We start from the raw sequence: 26,615 nt of genomic DNA, 5'->3' as shown, positions 1-26,615 counted from the left end.
GTTTCTGCATCCTTTGGAAACACAGCACCTCAGAAACCGATCAGCACTAGTATCAACGTCTAAAACAAGCAAGAGCGAACGGGAAATCTCATGCTCAGCCACTCCAATGGGAGCAGTACTATAAAAACACTCTGCATACGAGTGAGCACTATGACATGCAACAGTGTCGGAATAACCTCAAACACCAACGGATTAACACGCGTATCACCATCAACCATGTATCGACTGGATACGATCGCCTGGAAATAGTATTCCAATGCATGCTCGCTGCCATGATAAAAATTTCATCAGCTTCCTTCTCAGAAAATAACAATGCATCCAAGCTTTGAGCATCAATTAGGTAACGACGCTTGATCTATGTGAAACATAATAAATAAATGTATTTCGATCTAAATACATTTTCTGCAACAACATAGTCATCATCTGCATACTTTCCATTGAAAAAAAGAGATTCACCCTGTATCTCTGCATATGGTTCTTTAATTTAAGTACCAATAATAACAACGATGACAATTCTCATATCGATCACGTGGCAGAAAAAATGATCGAACCTATTCAACGATTCTTTTTATGGAATAGCAAAAAATGTAAGAAAAAATGGTCGCAAAAAGACACCTACCAACGACGCTTAAAGATCCTAAAAAATTTCCTATAAATCAATAATAAGAAAACGCACCCACATGAGAAAAAGCTTGCCATGAGCAATCACTTTTCAATCAGTGATGTGACAGAGAAATTCAAAATGAAAGATTACATTTCCTATCCCTATCAATTGGATACCACACCATCAGAACAAGCAACACATACCAACATACCTGACATCGTCATCTATAATGTTGCCGTTTAATTCTAAAATAGCTATTTCATCAGCCAATCACCTTATTGCCCCAATCACGATTGGGATGACGCATCCAATACCCTTCACTTTTACTAATACAAAAAGTATCCTGCTGCTGCCCCTCAGCCTACGCATTCACGATGAATGCGAACAGACACACTAAGGATTCTCTGGAGGATCAATGAGTCAAACACGTCCTTGGCTGCAACACTATCCATCGGGAATCTCAATAGAGATTGATACTAACGCTTTCCGTACTATCGCTGATGTCTTCAATACATCAGTCATCAAATATCGTCATTGTCCCGCCTATACCAATTTCGGGAAAACACTTACCTACGGCGAAGTCGATCTATTAACAAAACAATTCGCCAGCTATCTGCTCAATGTGTTGAAACTCAAAAAGGGCGACCGAATCGCACTGATGATGCTCAACTGTTTGCAATATCCAGTAGCGACCTTCGGCGCACTATGCGCCGGGTTAACTGTTGTCAATGTCAACCCCCTCTACACAGCGCGCGAACTCAAGCACCAACTGGTTGACGCAGGGAGCACTGTATTGGTGGTCATGGACAACTTCTGTACAACTGTGCAGCAGATCATTGCTGACACCCCAATCAAACAGGTGATTACGACTGAATTAGGCGACCTGCTCGATTTCCCCAAAAGATCACTGATCAATTTTGCCGTCAAGCACATCAAAAAATTAGTGCCGGAATACCAACTGCCTCGCTCAATCCGCTTCCGTGAAGCACTCGCGCTGGGAAGCAAGCATTCCATGCCTCCAATCCACATCGCAAGCGACGATTTAGCTTTTCTACAATACACCGGCGGCACAACGGGGACACCCAAAGGCGCAATGCTGACCCACAGAAATATGGTCGCGAATATGCAGCAGGTGTCGCAGTGGCTCCAAACAAACAACAGTCTCAAAGAAGGCTGTGAAACAGTGCTCACTGCTCTACCGCTGTATCACATTTTTGCGTTAACCGCGAACAGCTTAGTCTTTATGAAAATCGGTGGTTGCAACCATCTGATTAGCAATCCACGCAACATGCGAACATTCGTCAAAGAGTTGCAACGCGTCCGCTTCACTGTCATCACTGGAGTCAACACACTGTTCAATAAACTCCTTAACACCCCGGGCTTCGACAAACTTGATTTCTCTTCTCTGAAGATTGCCCTGGGTGGCGGCATGGTGATCCAGCGCTCCGTCGCCGAACAGTGGAAGCAAGTTACTCGTGTTCCGCTGATTGAAGCTTACGGACTTACCGAGGCATCACCAGCGGCATGCATCAATCCGCTGAATCTGCAAGAACATAACGGTTCGATCGGTATGCCGATCCCTAGTACTGATGTCTGTATTAAAGATGACACCAACACCGTATTACCTATAGGCGAAATGGGCGAACTGTGTATTAAAGGTCCGCAAGTGATGAAAGGCTACTGGCAACGCCCAGAAGAAACTTCAGAAGTGTTAGATGCAGACGGTTGGCTGCATACTGGGGACATTGTCAAAATGGACAAACAAGGGTTTCTGTACATCATCGACCGTAAGAAAGAAATCATTCTTGTCTCTGGCTTCAACGTCTATCCGAAGGAAATCGAAGAAGTCATTGCAATGATCCCAGGCGTGGCTGAAGTCGCTGCGGTCGGAGTCCCGGACGAGCAGTCCGGCGAAGTCGTTAAGGTAGTGATTGTCAAAAAGGATCCCATGCTGACCGCTGAGGAAGTAAAGGCGCATGCTGCGACCAACCTGACCAGATACAAGCTACCACGCATCATTGAGTTCCGTGCGACACTCCCTAAAACCGATGTTGGCAAGATTTTGCGGCGCGAATTGCGAGACGCAGCACCGGCATCAAACACATTCACAGCTCAGCCCAAGTAGTTATTTCCATCATTTCATCAATCCCCCTGATCGCTGATGAGCATTGCGTCATCTCTTTTGCAATACGCTGCAAGCGACTCAGGGAATGAAACGCTGGTAGCACGCCATCTGCCCAAAAACCATCATAACGGCGTTTCGGAATATTCTAACGAAGTGCCCGATACAACGCTGCTAATACTGGTTTACCAACATAAGGGTGACTAATCCCGTTGGATGTCATTCTTCAACTGGATTTATCGGACAGAAGAGCGCAATCGGTTTCCATCAGATGTAACTCAATGCATCGCAGATTAAATAAGACAGGATGAAATGACTGCTGTTCCTCAACGCGTAAAAGATACCTACCGACAGTGTCGTAGAACTATTTCAGCGAATGATCTATGCGACCCACAAAACAAGTTCATCTACTACAGAATGACATTAGAAATCAGCTAAAGATCTCTATATTCACTAGAAACGATAATAACGGATTTTTTCTTACACCCTAAATAATGTAATGAAATATTGACATGAGAGTCGACCCCAAGGTCAACACCCTATGTATTACCCTGCCTGTGGTCTGCTTAACAGGTATATTCATCCAAGAAACGGAATATACGACGCACTTTAAGATTACCCTGCAATACTGCCGAAAAAGATAGGCACTTTAAATCCTGTCTCTCCCCGGCTCATACTGTGGTTCTCTACAGAACACTTTCTATTTATGCGCCTGCTTATCACTGGTGGTACTGGTTTCATAGGCACTCCACTATGTGCCATGCTCATTGGGGGTGGCCATCAGGTCACCGTGCTGAGTCGCGATCCCACACGACATAGTGCACGTTTACCTCAAGTGCAACTTGTAAACACGTTGGAGAACGTCGTCACGCCAATTGATGCGATCATCAACCTGGCTGGAAAATCTCTGTTGGAAGGACGCTGGAACAAACACATTAAGGAAGAGATCCGCTCGTCGCGGTTACAAACGACACGCCGATTATATGACTGGATTGCCACTCTTGCCGTTGAACGGCGTCCGCGTCGGTTGATCTCTGCTTCCGCCATTGGTTACTACGGGGAATGTGGGGATACGCCTCTCAAAGAATCCGCACCACCTGGAAACGATTTCGCTGCACAACTCTGCCGCGACTGGGAAAACGAAGCACTACGGATCAGTGCACTGGGTTCACAGGTGAGTCTGATACGTATCGGTATCGTACTTGAACGCGACGGCGGTGCATTGGGCCAAATGCTGCCGGCCTTCCGGTTCGGCGTTGGTGGACGCTTTGGGAACGGGCAACATTGGATGAGCTGGATCCATCGCGAAGACCTCATCAATATGATCATTTGGCTCATCGAGCATGGTCAGCCTGGGGCTTACAATCTCACCGCACCACATCCAGTCATCAACGCTGCCTTCGTTCGGGCACTCGGTGCAATCCTGCACCGTCCTACGCTGTTCACGCTACCACCGCAGCTACTGCGGCTGTGCTTCGGCGAGATAGCAGATCTACTCACCCTCAGCCAACGCGTCAAACCGGGACGAGCACTGGAAGAAGGCTATCGTTTCAAGCACACCGACATCAACGCTGCATTGGCTTCAATCTTGCGAAAAAATTAACGCTGTATCCCAATGACTACCTCCACGCCCCGGTCCCAGATTTATATAAAGAGGTCACCACACATTACCTGGCTCCGCCTATAGCTATAACACGAGATAACACTGATGTCAGCGCATTGATACCCGCACTGATCCCATCGATCAAAATTGACTCGGCAAACAGCAACACTAAATATACTTTCATCATAAGTTAAATGGAGTGGACGCACTCTATTATGGGTTGGTTTATCCAGCAGCCGACCCTATTCCATCTGTGCTCTGACCACATTTGAAAATCTCAAAATGCGACCGCTACCTACTTTACTGACGCTATCTATCGCTGCCGCATTCGGCGGTTTTGCAGCCACTGGGATGAATGATTGGCTTGATAACCGCGCCGAAGCGGCATCCAACACCAATGCCATCTCACCAATATCATCACTGCCAACGGGCACGGTGCCTCAAACCACGGCTACCAACCAGCCGCTACCATCGTTAGCACCCATGCTGCAACAAGTGATGCCAGCAGTGGTCAGCATCAACAGTAAACAAGTGGTACGGGTGCGCAATCCATTTTTCGACGACCCGATCCTACGTCGGCTATTCCCAGAGATCCCCCAAGAACGGATTAATGAGTCGCTCGGATCTGGGGTGATCATCGACGCGCGCAATGGCTACGTACTTACCAATCATCACGTGATCGAAAATGCCGACGCCGTGCAGGTGACATTAGCAGATGGGCGCAGCTTCAAGGCCGAGTTCCTCGGTTCTGACGCAGACACCGACATCGCCTTGATCCGGATCAAAGCAAATAAACTGACCGAAATCAAACTCGCAGACAGTAACAAATTACGCGTGGGCGACTTCGTCGTAGCCATTGGTAACCCGTTCGGCTTTACCCAAACGGTGACCTCAGGCATCGTCTCGGCGGTAGGTCGCAGTGGCATCCTCGGCCTGGGTTACCAAAACTTCATCCAAACCGACGCATCGATCAACCCGGGTAACTCAGGCGGCGCACTGGTGAATCTTCATGGCCAGTTGGTTGGCATCAACACGGCCAGCTTCAACCCACAGGGCAGCATGGCTGGCAACATCGGCTTAGGCCTGGCAATTCCTTCGAATCTAGCGCGCAACGTCGTCGAGCAATTGGTCACGAAAGGCGTTGTGGTACGCGGGACAATCGGCGTACAAACACAGAATATTGATGCACGAATGGCACAAAGCTTAGGCCTGAGTAATCCACACGGCGCATTAGTGACTCGCGTATTACCCAATTCCGCTGGTGCCGCAGCCGGACTGCAACCAGGTGATGTGATCCTGGCAGCCAATGACCAAAGGGTGGACAACGCGGAAACATTGCACAACTACGAAGGACTACAGCCCGTCGGTAGCTCAGTAACACTGGAAGTACACCGTGGCGGCAAGCCACTCAAAATACGCCTCACACTCAAAGAATTGCCACGCGCAATCGCCGGAGAAACGCTGGATTCACGACTGTCGGGCGCCATCTTCGTTGACCTGCCAGAGTCCCTCCGTCAATCAGGAATCGGTGGAGTCATGGTCAACAAAATCAAACACGGCAGCCGCGCTGCGGCCAATGGGTTGGTAGCCGGAGATGTCATCATTGCCGCATCCATCGGTGAATTCTCTGATCTGGCGAGCTGGCGGGCAAGCTTTTCCCACCCACCACAACGGCTGATACTGCGTGTGCTGCGCGGTAACGCACAGTATGATGCGCTGATGCGCTGATGCGCTGTCGTTAGGCATCATCGTCGGCACCTTGATCGGCAGATTCACCGATATAGTCGACTGACCACAAACGTTCCTCACCCACCCAGAATTCTCGTATTGGGTGTACTGTGAGGAAACACGCAGTATGATGCACTGGGCACGCGCTTTACTAAGCGTAGACACAGAAACTTGATGCACGACTTACAGTGCTATTCATCGAACGGTACCGGTAAAGTGTGACCGGCCTGCCACGCTCAACGAAGGAGATCTTAATGATGAACCCTACCAACACCGAGCACCTTAAGGATAACTTGAACCAAGCTGGAGCGCGTCTGAAATCCGCAGCACTCGCTGCAAGCGAAGCGGTGAAAGATGCAGCTGGTGCCGCCAGCGAAGAACTTAAACAAGGCCGGAGCAACGTCAAAGCTCAACTATCCGACAGCGCACAAGCCGGCTTGGCCGCCGCAGAATTCAGCACCGCAGCAGCTAAAGAACAGGTAGACGCTCTGATGGACAAAGGTCGTAACCTACTTGACAGCGCTGCCGAGCTCATTCGAGAACGACCTCTCACCTCATTGGGCGTGGCTTTGGCCGCCGGTTGGGTCATTGCTAAGCTTTCAAATAATCACGACAAGTAAGTCAAGTGAACAATCAGGATACTGCCGACCGCGTATCCCAGAGCACTGCGGCTGACGTGAATCCCTCTGACATCCAAGACAGCGTGGAAACCGTGACTGGGGCCGGACGCGCCAGCCTTGCTTCATCCAAGGCTACCGTTCGCGCCTTTTATCTTCTTTTACTCTCAGATCTAAAGATGGCGTGGAGCGCGCTTGGTCACGCCTTTATCTGGGCCTGCATCATGATTGTGCTCGGCGTATCCAGTTGGTTACTGCTGATAGGCATAACCATCTCACTCCTGGAGCGCATGGGATTGCCATGGCTCGAATCACTCATACTAACCGCGCTTGGCAACCTAATCATGACTGGGCTTGCAATGTGGCGAATGCTGCACTATTTACGCCACACTGGATTACACGCAACACGACGCCAATTGCTGCGCCTCGCCCTGCTGCACGGAACAGACGAAAGCCAGCTCACAACCGAGAAGGATCGCTCATGAGCTTCCGTACACTATGCCACCGTGTGGAACGTGCCGAGCGCTTAGTAGAAGAACGCAGTAAACAAACCTGCAACCATTGGCAAGAACTCCAACACAGCTGGCAAGCAACGTGGACACCGCTACGCATCGTGATAACTGGGCTTGGATTGGGATTCATTGCAGGACGCGTAAAGCCCAGCATTACTTTAAAAACGTTCACTGATAAATTCGGCAGTGCTAAGCACTTGATACAGATACTCGGTGCCATGTCGACATTTTTTACGACGACATGCGCACACAATGCCTCTAAACAGAACAAGCCCAGCACCGAGGAAAGCCACACAACCACCACATCACAACCTACAGCAGACATAATCAACCTATCCGAACACGCCTGAACCCGCTACATGTAGGCCGGTGCTTGGACGCACTCAGTCACCGATCATTCCCCTTTCTGATTCTGTCCACCCCATGACCGATCAGCCGACACACAACAACTGCACCAACGATGCAATCAAGCGTCGACGCTCGCCACTGACGGCACGCCCCCAAGCTCCACTGTCACTCGTTGTATTAGCAACATTGGCAGTAGGTTACACACTGTGGGCTACACAGGCAGTGATCCTTCCCGTATTACTGGCTGTATTCTTCGCCCTAGTAGGCAACCCCATCCTACGCGCACTGGGTCATATACGGATTCCACGCGCCATTGGGGCGTTGCTGTTGTTGTGCTTGGGAATCAGCGGGACAGTGGTGCTAAGTGTAGAACTCGCGGGACCAGCCAGCGAATGGATACAACAAGCACCGGACAAAATACGCCAAGTAGCACGCCAAGTACGCCACCTTACCAGACCGATGCAACAAGCCAATCAAGCAGTAGAAAGCTTGGCACGCGCAGCCGATGGTGAAACCGAACGCCAGTCCCAGATTGTGCGCACCCGCCTATACAACCCTTACACCGTACTGATGGACACACACAAACTGGTCATCTCGGTCTTGGGAGTGATCCTATTGACGTTCTTCTTCATGGTTTTTGGGGAGAAGCTGCAACGCAAAGCGATTGCACTGCTCCCAAACCATCATCAACAACGTTTCACCGCCTCAATCCTACGCAACCTGGAACACGAGATCTCACGCTATGTACTGACTATCAGCGTGATAAACGCCCTCGTCGGCTTGATATTCAGCGGTTTACTGTTGCTACTAAGCATTCCGCTGCAAGAAGCACTGCTATGGGGCACAGTGGTTGCCCTACTTAACTTTGCACCATATGTAGGGCCGCTCATTGGTGTATTGCTGATGCTACTCATCGGCTTAGTACAATTTCATGAATCCAGTAGAGCATTACTACCGGCACTGCTGTATCTGATGCTACACACGCTGGAAGGGCAACTCATCACACCAATCATCCTCGGGCACCGCATGGCGATCTCGCCACTCATGTTGATCGTGGCATTGCTACTGTTCGGCTCCCTGTGGGGACTCATTGGCCTCTTGCTGGCAGTACCGATGCTTGTATGCATCAAGATGGTGATGAGCCGAATTGAGGACTTGCAGCGCTGGTCACGACTGTTGGAATAACGCATCACTCCAAGTACATGACATCCCTTCGGACGCTTACAAATATTTCCCCCTGAACAGGGTAGTACAGCGCACAACGCCCCCATCGCCACATCTGACTACAGCCACCAAGACACTTAGTTTATGCCCATCCCCTTCGGTTTCACTGTTGCTACCACCAATACCCTGCCATTGCATGTACTCGATCGCGCACACTTCGCCAACTGGTTGACCGCACAATCACCGGCGATTCAATCATGGGTACAGGCACAGGGCTTTGCCGCTGCCGCAGGGAGTGTACTGCTACTACCGGGCGAACACGGCCTCAGTGGAGCAGTGCTGGGCACGGGTGACTACGCTGATCCCTACGCCTATGCACACGGCCCATTTGCACTCCCAGCCGGCACCCACTGGCAACCTACCGGAACATGGGACCCCATCAAGCAAGCCACCCTGACACTGGGTTGGGGCCTGGGTAGCTATCGCTTCACGCGCTACCGTCTCCCAGACCGCGCACCGGCGGAATTGGCCGTTACACCAACACCAGAAACTCTGGCACTGATTCAGGCGTGCCTACGCGTACGCGACTGGGTCAACACACCAACCCAGGACATGGGTCCGGAAGAACTCCAAACCATTACCCGCGACTTGGCCCAGAGACACGGCGGTACATTCGAAAGCATCATCGGGGAAGCACTATTGACGCAAAACTTTCCCACCATCCACGCCGTCGGCCGCGCCTCCCACCGTGCGCCACGTCTTTTACAACTCAACTGGGGTCAACACACCCATCCTCACTTAGTCCTGATCGGCAAGGCAGTGTGCTTTGACACTGGCGGCCTAGATCTGAAACCTGCCGACGGCATGCGCCACATGAAAAAAGACATGGGTGGTGCCGCACACGCTCTAGCGCTGGCCGGACTGGTGATGGAGCAACAACTACCAGTGCGACTGACCGTGCTGATACCAGCGGTAGAAAATGCAATTGGACCTGACGCCTTTCGCCCCGGAGAAGTGATTGTGACTCGGGCAGGAGTGAGCGTTGAAATTGACAACACCGACGCCGAGGGCCGCCTCATCTTGTGCGATACGCTGGCATACGCCAACGAACTGAAGCCGCACACGATCCTGGATTTCGCAACCTTGACCGGCGCAGCGCGGATCGCTCTAGGACCGGACCTGCCAGCACTTTTCAGTAACAACGAGGTGTTGGCCCAGGCCTGGCTGGATGCTGGTAAGCAGACCCGCGACCCAGTGTGGCGCATGCCACTGTGGCGCCCATATTTGCACTACCTCAACAGCCATGTTGCCGACCTGGCCAACGCCGGTTCACGCATGGCTGGCGCAGTAACCGCCGCACTGTACTTGGAACGATTCGTCGCTCAAGACCTGCCTTGGGCGCACCTTGATGTTTACGCATGGAACGACCTCAATCGCCCCGGGCGCCCAGCAGGTGGCGAGGCACTGGGACTACGCTCGGCTTGGGCGATGCTGAAAGAACGCTACAGATAAGCAACCAAAGGACCCAGCCAGACAGCACCGAACGATGCTAGCCATCGTTCGTTCATCAAAATACGACTGCAACCCGCCACCGCCCATAACACACTGGCACCGCAATCCCCGATACACAGCGTACGTATTTGCTGCTGGCTGACACCGACCAACGCCGACATGGCTGCTCTTCATACACTGTCTTAGCAGCTGCATGACTGCTATGCACTGCAATGCGGCTACCGATTCACCAACGATGCCTTACCAGCCACCCCAGAAACCAGGAAATACAGCACGACAGGAGCGCTGCCACAGCGCCACCCATGCACCGCTAAGGCTTTGCTCCCCTCCCCTCGTTATCTTCCCAATGCAGTACACGGCGCGTGACAAAGCGATACACCGGCTTCCCAGTGGCAAACCAGAGCCGACGTATCCATGAAGGACGCTTGAGAAGACGTCGTTCTACCGGCGTCAACGCCTCCGGACAATACATACGCTTATGCTTGAGCAGGTGCCGCAGATCCTCGCGCGCCAGCAAACGCATCCACGGAGCACGCGGATCGCCACGTACCGCCAACTGAAAATCGATCACCCCTGGGCTGCCATCCTCCAGCACCAACCAATTTGCCTCCTTGGCAAGATCATTGTGGACGACACCGCAACGATGCATCTGCTGCAACAAACGACACGCCGCACGAAAGTAAGCCAAATCACCACGTGGCGGACACTGATACATCATTTGACCAGACAGAAAACTGCGATCCAGACACACCCCATCCCAGTTCAGCAACCGTGGCACCGCTGGCAACGTATTGAGTTGGCGCAGTGCTGCAACTTCACGTCTGGCCAACCACCCCGCAAGACCACGCAACCACCATGACACGGCACCAAGATCACGCCGGATGAACTTCTCTCCCTTTCCATTTACCAGCAAAATACGGCCGAAACAATCGGCCTTCAGCGTTTCGGAGACAGAAAAAGGCCTAGACATTCACACATTGTAGAGTGCAATCAAGCGACTTTCAGGGATGCCCCGCCGCTAGAAAAAAAGCGTATGACTTATCACCCTATAATTCCAACATGAATACACCCTGGATTACAGCAACACTGGCATGGATTGAACAACATCCTGCACTGGCCGGCTTGGTCATCTTTGCCATTGCTTTTAGCGACGCAGTCATCATTCTCGGCGCAATCGTGCCAGCGCTGCCACTGCTATTTGCTGTTGGCGTGCTCATCGGGCTCGACAAAATCAACGGCCTCTACGCAGTCGCATGCGCATCGCTAGGGGCATTCGCTGGTGATGCACTGAGTTTCTGGATTGGCTATCGATGGGGCCATCGATTGCGCGAAATCTGGCCATTCAACCGCTATCCGCAATTACTGCACCGTGGTGAATCACTATTTCGCGGCAACGCATTCAAGAGCATCCTGGTGGCACGCTACGTCGGCGCGGTCCGTCCCTTCGTACCGGCCATCGCCGGCATGCTGCGCATGCCGCTCAAACACTACACCTTTGCCAGCGGCTTAGCGTGTCTGTCATGGGGCGCCCTGTTCCTGGCGCCAGGCTGGCTGCTCGGCGAAGCCTACGACGCAGTGGCAGCCGTCGCCGGACGGCTCCTTCTGGTCATCGGATTACTCCTGCTGGTCCTCGGAGTGGTCTGGGCAGTGGTGTTATACAGCTACCGCTGGGCAGCCAGGAATCTTGATCAGTCGATCGCCCGCCTATTGGCCTGGTCGCATCGTCATCCCACTTTAGGACGCTGGTCAATCTCGGTCTTCGATCCCCAACGACGCGAGTCAGTCCCCCTGGCAGTACTCGCGGTGATGCTGCTCCTGTTGGGCTGGGGCTGGTTCGCACTCCTCATGATCGTCCTGGTCCATGGTGAACCACTACCGATGGATCTTGCAGTCAACAACATGATGTTGGCACTGCGCAATCCATTGGCAGACTACCCAATGACAGCCTTAGCCTCACTAGGCGACTGGCAAATCCTACTGCCCGCCATTACCGTTGCGATGGCATATCTGGCGTGGCACAAACGCTGGATGGCAGTACTGCACTGGTTGGCTGCACTCAGCTTTGGTCTGGCCTTCACTTGGTTGCTCGGCAAGACCATGCATGTCGTGCAGCCGCCAGCCGCCAGCAGCGGCTTTGGCTTTCCGTCCGTTGCAGTCACGATCGTCACCATCACCTTAGGCTTCTTTGCCGTACTGATCGCCCGGGAACTCCCCGGACGCAATCGGGTTTGGCCATACATGGTGACCGGCGCGCTCGCCTCTCTGATTGGTTTCGCACGACTGTACCTAGGTGCACATTGGCTCAGCGATGTGCTCGGCGGCATGCTATTTGGCATCTTCTGGCTCCTGGTACTGGGGATCGCTTATCGGCGACGCCTCACCCATGAACTTCAGGTCAACCCCTTAAGCTGGCTGTTTTATGGCACCTTCTCAATCGCTGCAATAGTGATGGCCCCCCGCCATCTAGAACAGAAGCTAACTAAGTTCGAACCGCCACCACCATCACCACGCACAATCGCTGCGGAAAGTTGGTGGAAAAATGACTGGCGTGAGCTGCCCGCGCGCCGTAACGAGTTCGACGATGCAGAACGCTGGCCGCTCAACGTCCAAGTGGCCGGTTCACTGGTGCCATTGCAGCAACACTTGGAAACCCAGGGATGGCGACGCCAGCCGCAAGCCGGCTGGAAGGAAGCATTGCACTTGCTCGACGTAAATTCCCAACCCAATACTGTTCCGGTGCTGCCGGCCACGTTGGACACACGCGTTGAAGCATTGCTGATGGTACGTAACAGCCCACATGCGGACGAATGCTATGTACTACGCCTATGGCCAACAGCCACTCAATTGCAGCCGGAACAACAACCACTCTGGCTGGGATCGGTACAGACACTGCACTATGATCGCCATTTCAGCTTAATGGGCCTCTGGTATCCGTTGCGTGGCGTGGACCTGGCACTGAAAGAATTGCAATCCTCACTCAGTGCATTGCACCATCGGGAAGAACACCACCCAGACACCAACACCCCGATACTGCTGATCGATAACCGGGCACCCACAGTCCCAACCGGTGCACCCACTATCCCTCAGGAACCGAGTGGCCTCCCTACAAGATAAGAAGTGACCGTTGAATCCTTCAGCCCGTCCCATTGATCAATCACCACGCCGCCCCTCAGCCGGGCGGCAGTAGAAACCACGCACATCATCTATAAAGATCTCTGCATGACGAGTACGGCCTGTGTCCAGTCACAAGACCGACCGATGCGCGGATCATCAGTCTGCAATAGTGATGCGGAGGCGTTCAGTATAGACACCAGATCACACAGGCACTACACAAAAACCGTAGCTTGCTTCTCGCTGCACACATTCACAGCCCCCCCCTTAGCGCAACTGCGCTAAGAATCGACGTGGTGCACCATCAAATCCACCATTAGACATGAATACAACATGGTCACTGGCATGTACCACCTCATTGAGCATCGACAGTAACCCCTCAGTATCATGAACCACATGCACCTGACCATGCATCTGTGCAACCACGCCTGCTGCGTTCCACACCAATCCTGGATGATCCAGAAACACCACGGTATCAGCCGCCTGTAGCGACGGCGCCAAGGCCTGCGCATGCGCCCCCAGCCGCATCGAATGACTGCGCATCTCGATCGCGACCACAATACGCGCATCACCCACATTCGCCCGTAACCCCTCCAGCGTGGTAGCGATCGCAGTGGGGTGGTGTGCAAAGTCGTCGTAAACCGTCACCGCCCCTCTCTCACCCAAGCATTCCAAGCGACGTTTGACACTGCGGAACTGCGCGAGCGACGGAATCACCGCAGCCGGCGCAACACCCACCGCATGTGCAGCCGCCAGCGCCGCCAGCGCGTTGAGTACATTGTGACGACCAAGCAACGACCAACTGACCTGACCGACCTCACATCCCTCGTGCCAGACCGAAAAACGACTCCCATCGGCAGCAATCAAACGCGCACTCCAGTGGAACTCAGGATCGAAACCGAAGCGCTCCACCGGCGTCCAACACCCCATCGCCAAGACCTCGGCCAAACGTTGATCCTCACCATTCACGATCAGCCGACCACGACCAGGGATGGTACGCACTAAATGGTGGAATTGCCGTTGTATCGCAGCCACATCAGGGAAGATATCGGCATGGTCGTACTCTAGATTATTCAGAATCACCACACGTGGACGGTAATGTACGAATTTGCTGCGCTTATCAAAGAATGCAGTGTCGTACTCATCCGCCTCCACGACAAACAACGGTCGAACAGCTGCAGACACCTCACCCGCCACCAACGGATCCATACTCCCCTGGCTCAGCACACCGCCAAGCCGCGCTGACACACCAAAATTCTCAGGCACACCACCAATCAGGAATCCCGGCGCACGTCCGGCTGCCTCCAATAACCAAGCCAAGATCGTCGTTGTCGTCGTCTTACCATGCGTTCCTGCCACCGCAAGCGTGTCGCGCCCTGGCAATACCCGCTCAGCTAACCATTGGGGCCCCGATATGTAACGGCATCCGCTATCAAGCAACGCCTCAACCGCTGCATTACCACGCGACAGCGCATTCCCTACCACCACCTCAGCACAATCCGCAGCGATATGCTCCGGCAAATAGCCATGCATCAATGTGATGCCAAGCCGTTCCAATTGCACTGACATTGGCGGATAGATGGCCTGATCGCTCCCCGCAACATTCCAGCCCAATTCACGTGCCAGCGCAGCGATGCCCCCCATAAATGTTCCGGCAATACCAAGAATATGCAATTTATTCATCGGGCCATTGTCACCGATCAGTGCAACGCTACGGACATCAGCAGATAAACGTCTATTTCAGAAGAGCCATTTCAGCGACTGGCTCCCACTCCAACTTCCAACAGCAACACTCCCCATGATGCACCTAAGCACCACAGTGACACATGCTTAACGGCAACACCCCATTTTCAGCAAGTCAATACGCTTGCCTCCTCCAGATAAGTAAAGAGGACCTCTGAACCCAAGTGGCATCATGTCAGAGCGTCATTGATACCGCACCTCTTCTCCAACATCCTAAAGTCACGTGAACCGACTTCAGCAACCCAGCGCAACCGCAATACGCTGGGAAACCTCATCCAAACGTCCCACACCATCCACGCGCAACAAGATGCCGCGCTGCTGATAGAAACCGATGACCGGCGCGGTTGAATCGTTATAGACCTGCAAACGCTTACGCACCGCATCAGGAGTGTCATCCTCACGGCCTTCCGCCTGAGCACGGCCAGCAATACGTTCCACCAACACATCGGTGGGTACCTCAAGCTGCACCACAGCATTTAAAGGATGCCCGAACTTGGCTAACAACCCATCCAGCGCAGCGGCCTGAGACAGATTGCGCGGATAGCCATCAAGGATGAAGCCTTTTACTACATCCGTATGGCTCAAACGTGACTCAAGCATGCCAAGCAAAATCGCATCGGAAACCAAATCACCTTGTGCCATGACTTGCTTGGCCTGTAGGCCAAGAGGAGTCCCAGCAACCACTTCACTGCGCAACAGGTCACCAGTGGAAATATGCGGAATCTGTAATGTTTCCTGCATTTGCGCCGCCTGAGTGCCTTTACCTGAACCAGGTGGTCCCAATAGAACCAATCGCATTAATTCACTCCATATAGAAAAAAAACAACGGCAAGCGGGGTTACACTTCGACCCTCTGCCTACACCGCACCATGATGCCGCGCAGCTTAACGCATCCAAGCGATGTCCCGGCAATGTCCTCGCACTACAAGAGCTCGTCCCACATGGCAAAAGAGACGTTGTTATACGCCCAATCCGGCGGCGTTACCGCTGTTATCAACGCAACCGCCGCCGCGGTCATCACCGAAGCACGGTCACACCGCATTAAAGTCCTCGCCGCACGCAATGGCATCCTCGGTGCACTGCGTGAAGACCTGATCGATACATCCAAAGAATCAATCACGGCAATCCGTGCCTTGACCCATACCCCAGGAGGCGCATTTGGCTCGTGCCGTTTCAAGCTCAAATCGCTTGAAGCCGATCACGAAAAATACGAACGGTTACTTGAAGTATTCAAAGCACATAACGTGCGCTGGTTCCTCTACAACGGTGGTAATGACTCCGCCGATACAGCGCTCAAAGTCTCACAGTTAGCCAAAACATTTGACTATCCACTGCACTGTATCGGCGTCCCTAAAACCATCGACAACGATTTGGCGATCACCGACGCCAGCCCCGGCTTCGGTTCAGCCGCAAAGTACACTGCTGTCTCCATATGCGAAGCCGCGCGGGATGTCGCAGCGATGGCCGAGACCTCAACTAAGGTTTTCATTTACGAAGCAATGGGCCGCCATGCCGGTTGGCTCGCTGCGGCTGCTGGCTTGGCCGGCCAAGGGCAGGAAGAAGCCCCCCACATCATCCTGCTCCCTGAACGCACCTACGACGAAACAGCATTTCTGGCGAAAGTCCAACAGGTAGTCGACCGAGTCGGTTGGTGCGTAGTAGTCGCCAGCGAAGGTATCCGCAGCAATGATGGGCGCTTCGTTGCCGATGCTGGCGGCACCACTGATGCCTTTGGTCACACGCAACTTGGCGGCGTCGCCGCTTACCTCGCCAACCGAGTGAAACAGGCACTCGGACTCAAAGTGCACTGGACGCTGCCAGATTACCTACAACGCTCCGCAAGGCACATCGCCTCCAAAACAGACTGGGAACAAGCACAGGCTGTGGGTAAAGCTGCAGTGCACTACGCACTGGAAGGCATGAATGCAGTCATGCCTGTCATCGTACGCACCTCTGACACCCCATACCGTTGGAAAATCGAGCCGGCAGCACTCACCAAGATTGCCAATCACGAAAAAACCTTACCAGCAAGCTTCTTACGCCGTGACGGCTTCGGCATCAGCGAACGTGCACGCACCTACTTTGAACCATTGATTCGTGGCGAAGCACCCATGCCCTACGAACGCAACGGATTACCGCGACACGTCCATCTGAAAAATCAAAGCGTACAGAAACGGCTACCTGCCTGGGAATAACACCCCTCACTGGTCACCTACAGTCTGCTTACTGACTTGAAACGTCATTGAAGGCCCAATCACCGAAAATTCCGCTTGCTTCCAGCAAGCGGTGATAGCGATCAATATTGCTGGTCGCTGCCAATGCAGCCAACTCTGTACAACAAAAATTTTAAATAAAGTAAAGAACGCCATACCAATCATCTGCGATGCACTGGATAGAAAGTAACCATAAACAAAGACATCAGTATCGGCTTAATCTCACCCAACAGCTTGCTTGAATCGTCTCATCGAACATCGCAATAAACAGCAACATGCCGATACCAAGCGACCAGATGACCTATGCCTCCATCAACAGGCGCTGCAATCACAGACAGCACGCCTTTAAAATCGTCCCACACCAACAATCGACACACATACGATCACATCATTCCATGCATCGTCATACCCTACTTGGCCTACTGTTGTTTCTATCCATCACAACCACAGCAGTAAATGCTGCTCCACAGATTCATGGCCGCGAAATCATCATTCCAGCGGAGGACATACAACCCTTTGTCTCCAACCACTTCCCACAAACAAAAACACTGCTGGGCGGACTGATCGAACTAAGCACCAGCCAACCACGCATCGCAATTCCACCCGGTCACCGAATGACACTCTCATTCGACCTGGCGATCTCCAGCGGTGGCGGCCAACCATCCCCGCTAGGGCGGGTCGGACTGAGCAGCGCGATGTACTACGATACTGCACGCCAAGCATTCTTCCTTGATCAACCCACCCTGGAGCATTTCAAACCAGCACATTCTGGCATCGAACTTGATGAACAAATCCGTGAGTTCATCAACACCTGGTTGCAAGACTATGCTCGCCGCGAACCGGTGTACCAGCTCAGTCCAGCACTGACCGCCATGCTAGGAAACGTCCATTTGCAATCCTCCACGATCACTAATGGCCACTTCTCACTGACCTTTGACCGCGACATCTCACCGCTCATACCAGACAATTGAAAAACAAATCACAACATCGCACGCGCAGTACATCGCAGCATAGAGACACATCATCCAACTAAACTGTAAAGAAAGACAGAACGTTGCTGGCACTGATAAAACCATCAGCAACAGGATGCAAAGATAATTAAAATAGGGAAAACAATAGCGCTAAAGACATAGAAAACATCTCACATCAATAACGCTCAATAAAACGTCCATTCTGAATGACGAAACAATTCACCCGATCGTTCTACAACCAAATAAGAAATTCACATGCATTTTGATTGATACAAAGCAAGGCTCATCAACACAAAGTAAATAAAAAACTCAACATGACATTAAGATTCACCCATCTGAATGCGACTCCGAAAATAACCATTGCACCTGAGAAATAAACACTCTACGTCATTGCAACACATCTGCATCCTTACGACATATCTCAATGCATCACGCCACCCAGGCGCAGCGGTACGGCAACCTAAATACACTTCAATTCAAATATCAGTGGATAGATGTGACGTCATGCATCAACACAGGCTATGCGTATGTGCAACGAGCAAACCAATCAATACACGCTTTGAATACCGCCACTCAAACCTAACAGGTATTTCATATCCGCACGACGACATAAAACCCCAACAGCTGTGATACAACACTGCACCCACTGTGTGAACGAACATCCCGATTGACGCATAAATTCATCAGAATCACTGCTATCCATCAGAAGTGACAATCACTCCAAACATTGCACCGTGACATTAATGCGAATGCCACACATGCGATGACCTCCCATGACCAAGCAACACCCTTATTTCAGCCACACATGGTCCACTTGGCTTTCCATAAATTGGAAACCACACCTAAAAAATTTATTCCTCATCACTAAAGCAATGACAGCATGAAAATATTGGAAGAGAAAAAAAGTGCCAGTAACTTAAATCATCTTAAAACGGCTTTTTTTGGGATGATTATTCTCTCCCTTGGTATTGGGATCGGACGGTTTCTTCATACACCTATCCTTCCGGTCATGCTGCATGAAGGCCAATTTACCTTTAGCCAACTTTCCTATATCGCCAGCGCTAACTACGCAGGCTATCTACTAGGAAGCCTATTTCTTTCCTTCGGAAAATTAGGCAACACATCCCGCACCACCATGATGTTATATGGTGCTGCCATTGTTACAAACGTACTAATCTTCGCAATGGCATTCACTAGCTATTTTTTTCTAGTGATGCTGATTCGTTTCACAGCAGGTATATCCAGCGCCGCCATGATGATTTTCGGCTCCATCACCGTCATGCGGCATACATTTAATGTACGGGTGATTGCGTCCCTATACGCTGGCGTCGGTATCGGAATTTTATTGGGCAACGAATACGTTGTTATCGGCCTACGTCATGGACTGAACGCCAGCGGGTTATGGTATGGAGCTAGCCTTTTATCCTTTATTTTTTTGCTATTGCTGTTTGTGCTGACACCACACGTAGAGGATAAGCCTCGTGAGGCCAGCGCATCTTTCCCAGTACAGCAAAATCCCTTTCTCTGGTGGCAATTGGCTGCACTGTATGGCTGTGCAGGGTTTGGCTACATCATCATCGCTACCTACCTGCCACTGATCGCAAAAACGTTCAATGTCCCTTTTATTGCCGAACATCTCTGGTCGCTGGTCGGACTGACCATCATTCCCAGCTGCTTTGCCTGGCTGTGGGCGGCGCAGCGCTGGGGAACACGACGCTGCCTGACCACCAACCTACTCATTCAAGGCTGTTGTGTATTGCTGACACTACTCAGCCAAGCGCCCTTTCTCTTAGTCATCAGCTGCATCGGTTTCGGCGCAACTTTCATGGGAACGACATCTCTTGTGATGCCACTTACTCGACAAGTCCGCGCACCACACCGTATCAACTTACTCGGACTCGTCACCCTCACCTACGGTATCGGCCAAATTCTCGGGCCACTGCTGACCAGTTTGCTGCACTCCAGATTGAACACTGTCACGCCCGCGATTATGTGTGGTGCAGTAGCCCTCTTCGTCGCGGCTGGCATCTGTCAATATTGCCTCGATAAAAAAGCAGTCAACGTCTAGAACCCATTTCCTTTAAGGACACGAAAACGTACCAAGCACTACGGTGACCATTCCTGGGATAGGTCCTCTTGGACAAACGGAACATCCAGTCTATCCGTCATCTGGCCGCCCTAATGATACGCATGGAATGCATCACCATTGATGTTGTAGCAATCCACACCGCCGCCAATAGCAGTACTGCTGGAAATCACATTATTTCTGTTGAACTTACTCCTCTGGGGTAGCCACGCATTACGCCATGCATCGTGCTACCCAACATACCCAGCCCAGCAACTTAGGAACAGCACGCACAACGGACGACGTGATTGACGACGTAATAAACATTAAAAACTGGCCCTACCTATGGATAAGCGCTGCAAACGTGCCGCCATCAACGCATCAGATCACCAATAACACATCCATCCGTGACAATGCCGACGCACGAAACTACCGTACGTCGGCATCCATCATCACCTCATACTAAAAACCAAGCTGGTAACGCAGTCCAAGACTCTCCCCACGGCTACGTGTACCAAAGTAATGCTCTAACCCCATGGTCCACAGACCTGCGGTCACTCCGACAGGCAAGACCATCGATAATCCAAGCACACCCCCAGAACGACCAGGCCAGGACGAAGCCACCAACGGCGTCCACGACGAAGTCGCTGTAAAGCTGGCCTGTGGATTCAAACCACTCTGACGCAACGTCTGCTGCCATTCACCATAACCACGCCATTGCACGCCACCCCAGCGCCACTCCGTACGCACACCGGCCAGTAACTGACTCCGCGTCGCTTGGGCGGACTGTACCTGTAAGCCAAAGCCAGAGCCACTCTGCTCACGGAATCCATCCGTCCGCAGTTGCGTTTGATCCAGACCAAGATACGGGGTCAATGCCAAGGAACCCTGACGCCAGTGATAGCCAGCCTCCACACTGCCACTCCAAAACTGACCGCTGTAGCGACTGGATGTCCAATCGTTCCAGTCACCCAGTTGCAACTGCCGGTCCAGGCGACGTTGGAAACTACCAAAACCAAGCTGCCCCAAGACATACAAGGGCCCCTGGGTGCGCTGTAAATACACACGCCCTTGCACTTGTCTGTCTATCCCTCGCAACCCAGAGGCACTACCGGAGGGGCTGCTATCGGCCTGACCAAAAGCAACACCCACAATGTCACCGGAGGCAAGTTGCGCATCATGTCCCACCAACCAGCCAGACAGGGAGAAGGTGCCGCTAGCCGCACCATTGTGCCCCGGACCACCCAAGGCTTGATGCCACGTCACAATACGCTCGCCCGAACGAGGCGCATCTAGACGCGTCGCCAAACTGCGGCGCCCCAAATCAATGGCATCAAGGCTAGCCGCCGCCGCCGCAACATGCGATTGCCCCGACAAACTCTGCAACGAAGCCGCCGCCACTGCCGCGCTACTGGACTGTTGCAATGCCGCTGCCGCCCCAATAAAACTGGTGGGCAACGCACCGCCGCCTTGCGCCTGCTGTGCATCAATTGCACGGAATGCATGCTCAACACGCTGGGCAGAGGCCTGCGCAACTCTATCAACGATCCCCAAAGCCTGTGCCGCCGCGCTGACATTCAGACGCTGCAGGGTCACGTAGGCATTGTTAGTGCCGTAAGTCAGACGACCTTCTCCAAGCAGCACAGCCGGACCCCAAGTCAACTGCGAGAACGTGCCGGTTAAACTACCATCGGCCTGCAATACGCTGTAGGAAGTATTGAAGGTCACATAATCACGTTTACCCAACACTTGGAGTTCCCCCCCTTTCAGGGTGGCATTACCAGCCACGCTCAGCTGATCTCCAACGTACAGTGCAAGACGCCCTGTCTCCAATTGGGTGTAATCACCCTGCACCTTGAGCCCATCCTTCCCAAGCTCCAGGGTGCCGGCATTGCTCACCGCACCGCCGAAGCGACCGCTACCAATCAACGTCGCAGTATTAGCAACGCTGACTGCGGATGCACCCAAGCTGGACGCTTGCAATGTGCCTCCCAGGACTTGGGTGGCTCCGGTGTATTGATTATTGCTGCCGCCAAGCACCAGTGTTCCGGTACCACGCTTGATCAAGCCGCCGCTGCCGGTAATGTCATTGCCCCAGGTGGAACGCCTGTCATCAAAGCTAACTTGGACATCACCCCAATCGAACTTAGCCGGGCCCAGCACTGCTTTACCCACATTCAGTGCACCATAGCCGAAGACTTCATCCACGCCGGGAGCACCAAGATCAGTCGCCGTACCAAGCAGGGTCTGCCGCACCAGGTCGTTGCTGAAATAGGGAAATGCCTCCCATACCAATGCCGCTGCACCAGAAACCAACGGCGCTGCAAACGAGGTGCCGTTCTGTATTAAATAACCATTTAGATAACCTTTATCACCATCCACTGGGCTAGTGGTAACGTTAGTGTCGATTTCAATGAGATCACCTGGTGCAGCTAAGCAATAGTGCATTGCGATGCCGCAATGGTTCGAGTACGAAGTCAATTGGTCGGGATGATCGAAACTATCCAGTGCAGCAACCACTAACCATCCCCTTTCCAGATCGGCAGGCGATGCCCCCCCTCCACCGTGGGCAAGCTCGGCAATCTGGAAAGTCGACCCGGTTGCTGTTGACTGTAGTTACCACTGGCGAAGATCACTAAGACATTGTTATTCAGCACTAAATCACGGTATACGTTCACGAAACCATCTGTCACCGCTGGATCTATCCATACTTGCTTATCGCCGGTGTTCTGATTCTCATATCCCCAGGAGTTGTTTTGGATACGCACTCCTGCGGCAATCATGTCGGCATTGACGCGTTTTAGCTGGGCTGCTTCTCCTTCAAAAAAGTTCCCGCCTATTGGGCTTTCTTTTGCACTTTCTGCTGCAGACGAGAAGACGCGCGCTGAGAAGATAGTCGCACCTGGTGCGATACCACCGGGCCAGTATTCAACGGGTTGCCCCGCAATGAGCTGTGCCACATTGGTGCCATGGCCACTCACATCATCTGGACTGGCGGGGTCTTGATAATCCACATACACATTGTTGTGGATGACCTGATCGTGCAATGTCACATGGTTACGATTCACGCCGGAATCAACGACGCCAACCATGTAGCCCTTACCAGTAAAGCCAAGTGTATGAGCGGGTTCTGTATTCGTAACATCTAGGTGCACGCGAAACTTGGCAGCTAACGCCGGATCCAAAACAGGTAATGGTGTTGGTGTTGGTGTTGGTGTTGGTGTTGGTGTTGGTGTTGGTGTTGGTGTTGGTGTTGGTGTTGGTGTTGGCGTTGGCGTTGGTGTTGGTGTTGGTGTTGGTGTTGGTGTTGGTGTTGGCGTTGGCGTTGGTGTTGGTGTTGGCGTTGGCGTTGGCGGACGAACTAACCCGCTACCACCGCAGGCACTCAAGAAAGCAACTAACGTTAATACCAGGATGCTACCGGGAAAAAATGCCGTTTTCATATTTTTCATCTTTATCCTTTAATGAAGATAATCAATAACACTTTTCGCTTTTACTTTATTTATGGAATGCCACTGCTTTGCAACTCTATTCTTATGATAGTTATCAAGTTATCAATTCAGATACGTGTTATATGCCCTGTCTCAAAATAAAAGTTTTAACATTGGCATAGTGTTCTTCTTAGATTTAGATAAATCAGGCTTTCTGGTCGGCGATAGATACTCCCTCTTTCTATAAGATTATTGTGTGAAATTTCAATGCAATCCAAAGTAACGATCTAGGAAATAGCACGCGAATCTTAATAGTACTATATGCATAAGACGACCGAAAATGAGTTGCACTGTATTGATGGTGGTTCTACAGTGCGTTACTGCGCATAAGCAAGATTTACTTATGCGCGTGAAATTCTCATAAAATCGAAATGAGTAATAGAACCTTAGTATCTCAGAGGCCACGCCACTAAATGAATTTTCCAGTGCAGATCACACTTTATACTTCGGCTCGAGGCAATGAGACGCTTCAGGTGCATTGATGAATATCATGATATCCGATGAGACAAATCATTCATTGCCTTTCAGGTCACGGACACAATAAAAGATTTTTCGCCTCAATAAATTGTCATGGACAGTAAGATTAAGATCCAGTTAACCGCACCCTCACCATGTCACCATTGATTAAATATTCAAGCTGAGCAAAGTCCATCATTAATTAAACGGCAGCGCCCGTTAGAATAACTAACAGAAAGCGCAATGTAATTCTAGAAGAGCCAGATCAAGGGAAAATCCGTCGGGGAGAAATATCTAATCTTCTAACAATTTCAGCGCCGTTTTTTTATGAATCACCTCGAAAAAGAAATAGCGAAACGGTAAAACTAACTGCCAACAACAGTTTGGCCAAAGATGACAATACAACATGAATGGGCCGCATCCTTGTCTAGGAAGACAAACGATCATGTGACGGGAGACAGGCGAAATCAACATCTTATTTATATACTCGATCAAAGATGAGTCATCTGTAGACAAGCGGCGTGCATCAATAGGATTACTATCGTAATAGGCACTACTCGATACGTTTGAAAAGATCAAGCAGACGATATGCAATGGGGAAAGAAACATAAAACACGAGCATAAAATATTCGGTCAGGTTATAAACTAAGATATTCTCGCCTTATTAACAGTTCTGAGAGAGCTGCAACGCCACTACAAGGGATGGAGAATCGGCGTCATTAGCTATAGCAAGTCAACGTTTCCTTCAAACAACTCATCAAGGAGCAGAACAACAATTAGATTGGGGGACTCAATAATGTAGTCATAGATCGCTTCGCGGTCTTGAACAATTTAGGCCATCTAGTGCAACCCCATCATTTAAATGGTTCAAGCAAACAGCACAACAGAATGGAAAGTTGGCTTCAAACTCAGTAGCCAACACTAAACGACCAACGTTTGCGGAACTAACATTGGTTTGCGCCTATTTTCAGCCGGAATCTGGTAGCCAAAGGTTTTTTGGATCATTGATGGTTGCGGACAATAGACCGCAGTCAAATAAAATGTATTGGCCGTAAGCAGTTTTTACTTAGGCGAATGGCGTATTTCTTATTGACGTATGCAATAACGCCTCATCAAACGGACTACACAACTAGGATATATCAAGCTACCCAAGCACGCCGGTTAACCAGCTTACTTCACGAATACGCCATTAAAAAGTGATTCTATAAAGCCATCGGCTTACTTAGTACGTTGGCTTATTTATTAATAATGAAGTTGCCTTCATATTGGATGTATGCGACAGCGCTTTATCCAACGCAGCCTGCCAATGCGATCATATTAAGAATAAAGGCAGCTGGAATATCTTGATAAGATAATCCAGCTACCCATCTCCACAGATTACTTCGCGAAGTTACCACTAAACAGGGAGTTCATAAATCCAGTGGTGTAGGTGTAGGTCAAATCTTTGTCAATGACGAAACCGGCGATGAGACCGCCGATGGCACCAGCAATGCCGCCATAGACCATGCCGACGCCTTGGCCGATTGATCCAATACCTATAACGCCGCCGCCATCACCACCGCGGGTTCCACCCCAGATAGAGCCAGCAAAAAAGGCTGCAACGCCTAAAACGATGCTTGCCTCAAGACGCGAAGCCAAGTCTCCGCCGGACACGTTATTCATTTCGTTTGATGTTAATTCACGCATTTTATAACCCCTTAAAGATTTAGTCTAAATATAATGTTAATCACTTGTAAAAAGTAATATGTATCACAATAACACATCAAATAATGAAAGTCATTCAAACAACGATTTAATATTCTGATGGAGAATAATACATACTAAGCTACGCCCCACTACTTACTTATCGACACAGAGATAATCTAATAGAGGAAATCGATTATTGAATTACATATCAATATTTGACCCCTAATGATTGATCACCGGTATCTCGAGCATAATCTCCAATTTTCATTTACCATAGACAGTTCGATATGTTCTTCTGATAATCTAGAAGTAAATATTAATTATCCGTGAGTTGGCATTGACGGAAATTGACAACGTATCCGGTGCCGATCTCCATTCGTGGCTTAGCGCATCTGTTCTGGGTGGCGTTGCTGCTTTTATTGCTGGGTCCATCTGGGACGGACTACACAATTAGGATGTATCAAGCTGCCCAAGCTCGCCGTTTGTTAACAAGCTTACTTCACAAATACGCCATTAAAAAGTAATTCTATAAAGCTATTGGCTTACTTGGGAGGTTGGCTTATTTATTAATAATGAAGTTGCCTTCAAATTGGATGTATACAACAGCGCTTTATCCAAAGCGATCATATTAATAATAAAGGCAGCTGGAATATCTTGATAAGATAATCC

Annotated in this window: 17 protein-coding genes and 1 pseudogene; 12 read left to right on the top strand and 6 right to left on the bottom strand. The window is 51.1% G+C overall.

Features of this window, described 5'->3' with window-relative positions:
• Positions 1 to 1,019 precede the first annotated feature (1,019 nt).
• From rpfB to F7G16_RS01165, 8 genes are all read left to right on the top strand, one after another.
• Entirely contained in the window at positions 1,020 to 2,729 is a 1,710-nt protein-coding gene (gene rpfB, locus F7G16_RS01200) for a fatty acyl-CoA ligase RpfB (protein ID WP_004087973.1), read from the top strand.
• Between the two features lie 703 nt (positions 2,730 to 3,432).
• Positions 3,433 to 4,329 carry a TIGR01777 family oxidoreductase gene (locus F7G16_RS01195; protein WP_004087975.1) on the top strand — a complete coding sequence of 299 codons (897 nt, stop codon included), beginning with the start codon at positions 3,433 to 3,435 and terminating at the stop codon, positions 4,327 to 4,329.
• Between the two features lie 282 nt (positions 4,330 to 4,611).
• A complete protein-coding gene (locus tag F7G16_RS01190) occupies positions 4,612 to 6,057 on the top strand; it encodes a Do family serine endopeptidase (protein ID WP_038232755.1) in 1,446 nt (481 codons plus the stop codon).
• Positions 6,058 to 6,314: 257 nt separating this feature from the next.
• A complete protein-coding gene (locus F7G16_RS01185) occupies positions 6,315 to 6,677 on the top strand; it encodes an ElaB/YgaM/YqjD family protein (protein WP_004087979.1) in 363 nt (120 codons plus the stop codon).
• 5 nt (positions 6,678 to 6,682) lie between these two features.
• Positions 6,683 to 7,159, top strand: coding sequence for a hypothetical protein (locus F7G16_RS01180; protein ID WP_012382436.1), 477 nt, complete (start codon positions 6,683 to 6,685; stop codon positions 7,157 to 7,159).
• Entirely contained in the window at positions 7,156 to 7,536 is a 381-nt protein-coding gene (locus F7G16_RS01175; RefSeq protein WP_004087983.1) for a hypothetical protein, read from the top strand. The genes F7G16_RS01180 and F7G16_RS01175 overlap by 4 nt, the downstream gene beginning before the upstream one ends.
• A gap of 73 nt (positions 7,537 to 7,609) precedes the next feature.
• A complete protein-coding gene (locus F7G16_RS01170) occupies positions 7,610 to 8,719 on the top strand; it encodes an AI-2E family transporter (protein WP_004087985.1) in 1,110 nt (369 codons plus the stop codon).
• Between the two features lie 123 nt (positions 8,720 to 8,842).
• Positions 8,843 to 10,210 carry a leucyl aminopeptidase family protein gene (locus F7G16_RS01165; RefSeq protein ID WP_004087989.1) on the top strand — a complete coding sequence of 456 codons (1,368 nt, stop codon included), beginning with the start codon at positions 8,843 to 8,845 and terminating at the stop codon, positions 10,208 to 10,210.
• Here the strand turns inward: F7G16_RS01165 and F7G16_RS01160 are convergent.
• Together F7G16_RS01160 and F7G16_RS01155 are read right to left on the bottom strand one after the other, a co-directional pair.
• On the bottom strand, positions 10,201 to 10,371 hold the full coding sequence (locus tag F7G16_RS01160) for a hypothetical protein (protein WP_012382435.1): 171 nt from the start codon (positions 10,369 to 10,371) through the stop codon (positions 10,201 to 10,203). The genes F7G16_RS01165 and F7G16_RS01160 overlap by 10 nt on opposite strands.
• A gap of 149 nt (positions 10,372 to 10,520) precedes the next feature.
• A complete protein-coding gene (locus tag F7G16_RS01155) occupies positions 10,521 to 11,180 on the bottom strand; it encodes a serine/threonine-protein kinase (RefSeq protein ID WP_004087991.1) in 660 nt (219 codons plus the stop codon).
• 89 nt (positions 11,181 to 11,269) lie between these two features.
• Between F7G16_RS01155 and F7G16_RS01150 the strand changes: the two genes are divergently transcribed.
• On the top strand, positions 11,270 to 13,324 hold the full coding sequence (locus F7G16_RS01150; protein WP_004087993.1) for a bifunctional DedA family/phosphatase PAP2 family protein: 2,055 nt from the start codon (positions 11,270 to 11,272) through the stop codon (positions 13,322 to 13,324).
• A gap of 264 nt (positions 13,325 to 13,588) precedes the next feature.
• On the opposite strand, the gene mpl is transcribed toward F7G16_RS01150, so the two are convergent.
• Both mpl and F7G16_RS01140 read right to left on the bottom strand, forming a co-directional pair.
• Positions 13,589 to 15,004 carry a UDP-N-acetylmuramate:L-alanyl-gamma-D-glutamyl-meso-diaminopimelate ligase gene (gene mpl, locus F7G16_RS01145; protein WP_004087995.1) on the bottom strand — a complete coding sequence of 472 codons (1,416 nt, stop codon included), beginning with the start codon at positions 15,002 to 15,004 and terminating at the stop codon, positions 13,589 to 13,591.
• A 294-nt stretch (positions 15,005 to 15,298) separates the two neighbouring features.
• Positions 15,299 to 15,862, bottom strand: coding sequence for an adenylate kinase (locus tag F7G16_RS01140; protein ID WP_004087997.1), 564 nt, complete (start codon positions 15,860 to 15,862; stop codon positions 15,299 to 15,301).
• A 143-nt stretch (positions 15,863 to 16,005) separates the two neighbouring features.
• Between F7G16_RS01140 and F7G16_RS01135 the strand changes: the two genes are divergently transcribed.
• The 3 genes from F7G16_RS01135 to F7G16_RS01125 all read left to right on the top strand — a co-directional run bounded on the left by F7G16_RS01135 (position 16,006) and on the right by F7G16_RS01125 (position 20,316).
• A complete protein-coding gene (locus F7G16_RS01135; RefSeq protein ID WP_004087999.1) occupies positions 16,006 to 17,259 on the top strand; it encodes a 6-phosphofructokinase in 1,254 nt (417 codons plus the stop codon).
• 413 nt (positions 17,260 to 17,672) lie between these two features.
• Positions 17,673 to 18,248: a DUF1439 domain-containing protein gene (locus F7G16_RS01130; RefSeq protein WP_004088001.1), complete on the top strand. Its 576-nt coding sequence runs from the start codon at positions 17,673 to 17,675 to the stop codon at positions 18,246 to 18,248.
• Between the two features lie 880 nt (positions 18,249 to 19,128).
• Complete coding sequence (locus F7G16_RS01125; RefSeq protein WP_011097547.1) at positions 19,129 to 20,316, top strand: MFS transporter; 1,188 nt, start codon at positions 19,129 to 19,131, stop codon at positions 20,314 to 20,316.
• Positions 20,317 to 20,775: 459 nt separating this feature from the next.
• Here the strand turns inward: F7G16_RS01125 and F7G16_RS01120 are convergent.
• Together F7G16_RS01120 and F7G16_RS01115 are read right to left on the bottom strand one after the other, a co-directional pair.
• A pseudogene (locus F7G16_RS01120) lies at positions 20,776 to 23,765 on the bottom strand (S8 family serine peptidase).
• Positions 23,766 to 25,637: 1,872 nt separating this feature from the next.
• Positions 25,638 to 25,946: a hypothetical protein gene (locus tag F7G16_RS01115; protein WP_004572927.1), complete on the bottom strand. Its 309-nt coding sequence runs from the start codon at positions 25,944 to 25,946 to the stop codon at positions 25,638 to 25,640.
• Positions 25,947 to 26,615 lie beyond the last annotated feature (669 nt).

Origin of the sequence: Xylella fastidiosa (assembly GCF_011801475.1) — a bacterium.
Lineage (GTDB): Bacteria > Pseudomonadota > Gammaproteobacteria > Xanthomonadales > Xanthomonadaceae > Xylella > Xylella fastidiosa.
The sequence above is the reverse complement of the archived record's forward strand: the minus strand, read 5'-3'. Positions and strand labels throughout refer to the sequence as shown.

Coding starts and splice junctions, on each gene's coding strand:
- rpfB (WP_004087973.1), top strand. CDS start 1,020: ATGAGTCAAACACGTCCTTGGCTGCAACACTATCCATCGGGAATCTCA.
- F7G16_RS01195 (WP_004087975.1), top strand. CDS start 3,433: ATGCGCCTGCTTATCACTGGTGGTACTGGTTTCATAGGCACTCCACTA.
- F7G16_RS01190 (WP_038232755.1), top strand. CDS start 4,612: ATGCGACCGCTACCTACTTTACTGACGCTATCTATCGCTGCCGCATTC.
- F7G16_RS01185 (WP_004087979.1), top strand. CDS start 6,315: ATGAACCCTACCAACACCGAGCACCTTAAGGATAACTTGAACCAAGCT.
- F7G16_RS01175 (WP_004087983.1), top strand. CDS start 7,156: ATGAGCTTCCGTACACTATGCCACCGTGTGGAACGTGCCGAGCGCTTA.
- F7G16_RS01170 (WP_004087985.1), top strand. CDS start 7,610: ATGACCGATCAGCCGACACACAACAACTGCACCAACGATGCAATCAAG.
- F7G16_RS01165 (WP_004087989.1), top strand. CDS start 8,843: ATGCCCATCCCCTTCGGTTTCACTGTTGCTACCACCAATACCCTGCCA.
- F7G16_RS01160 (WP_012382435.1), bottom strand. CDS start 10,371: ATGTCGGCGTTGGTCGGTGTCAGCCAGCAGCAAATACGTACGCTGTGT.
- F7G16_RS01155 (WP_004087991.1), bottom strand. CDS start 11,180: ATGTCTAGGCCTTTTTCTGTCTCCGAAACGCTGAAGGCCGATTGTTTC.
- F7G16_RS01150 (WP_004087993.1), top strand. CDS start 11,270: ATGAATACACCCTGGATTACAGCAACACTGGCATGGATTGAACAACAT.
- mpl (WP_004087995.1), bottom strand. CDS start 15,004: ATGAATAAATTGCATATTCTTGGTATTGCCGGAACATTTATGGGGGGC.
- F7G16_RS01140 (WP_004087997.1), bottom strand. CDS start 15,862: ATGCGATTGGTTCTATTGGGACCACCTGGTTCAGGTAAAGGCACTCAG.
- F7G16_RS01135 (WP_004087999.1), top strand. CDS start 16,006: ATGGCAAAAGAGACGTTGTTATACGCCCAATCCGGCGGCGTTACCGCT.
- F7G16_RS01130 (WP_004088001.1), top strand. CDS start 17,673: ATGCATCGTCATACCCTACTTGGCCTACTGTTGTTTCTATCCATCACA.
- F7G16_RS01125 (WP_011097547.1), top strand. CDS start 19,129: ATGAAAATATTGGAAGAGAAAAAAAGTGCCAGTAACTTAAATCATCTT.
- F7G16_RS01115 (WP_004572927.1), bottom strand. CDS start 25,946: ATGCGTGAATTAACATCAAACGAAATGAATAACGTGTCCGGCGGAGAC.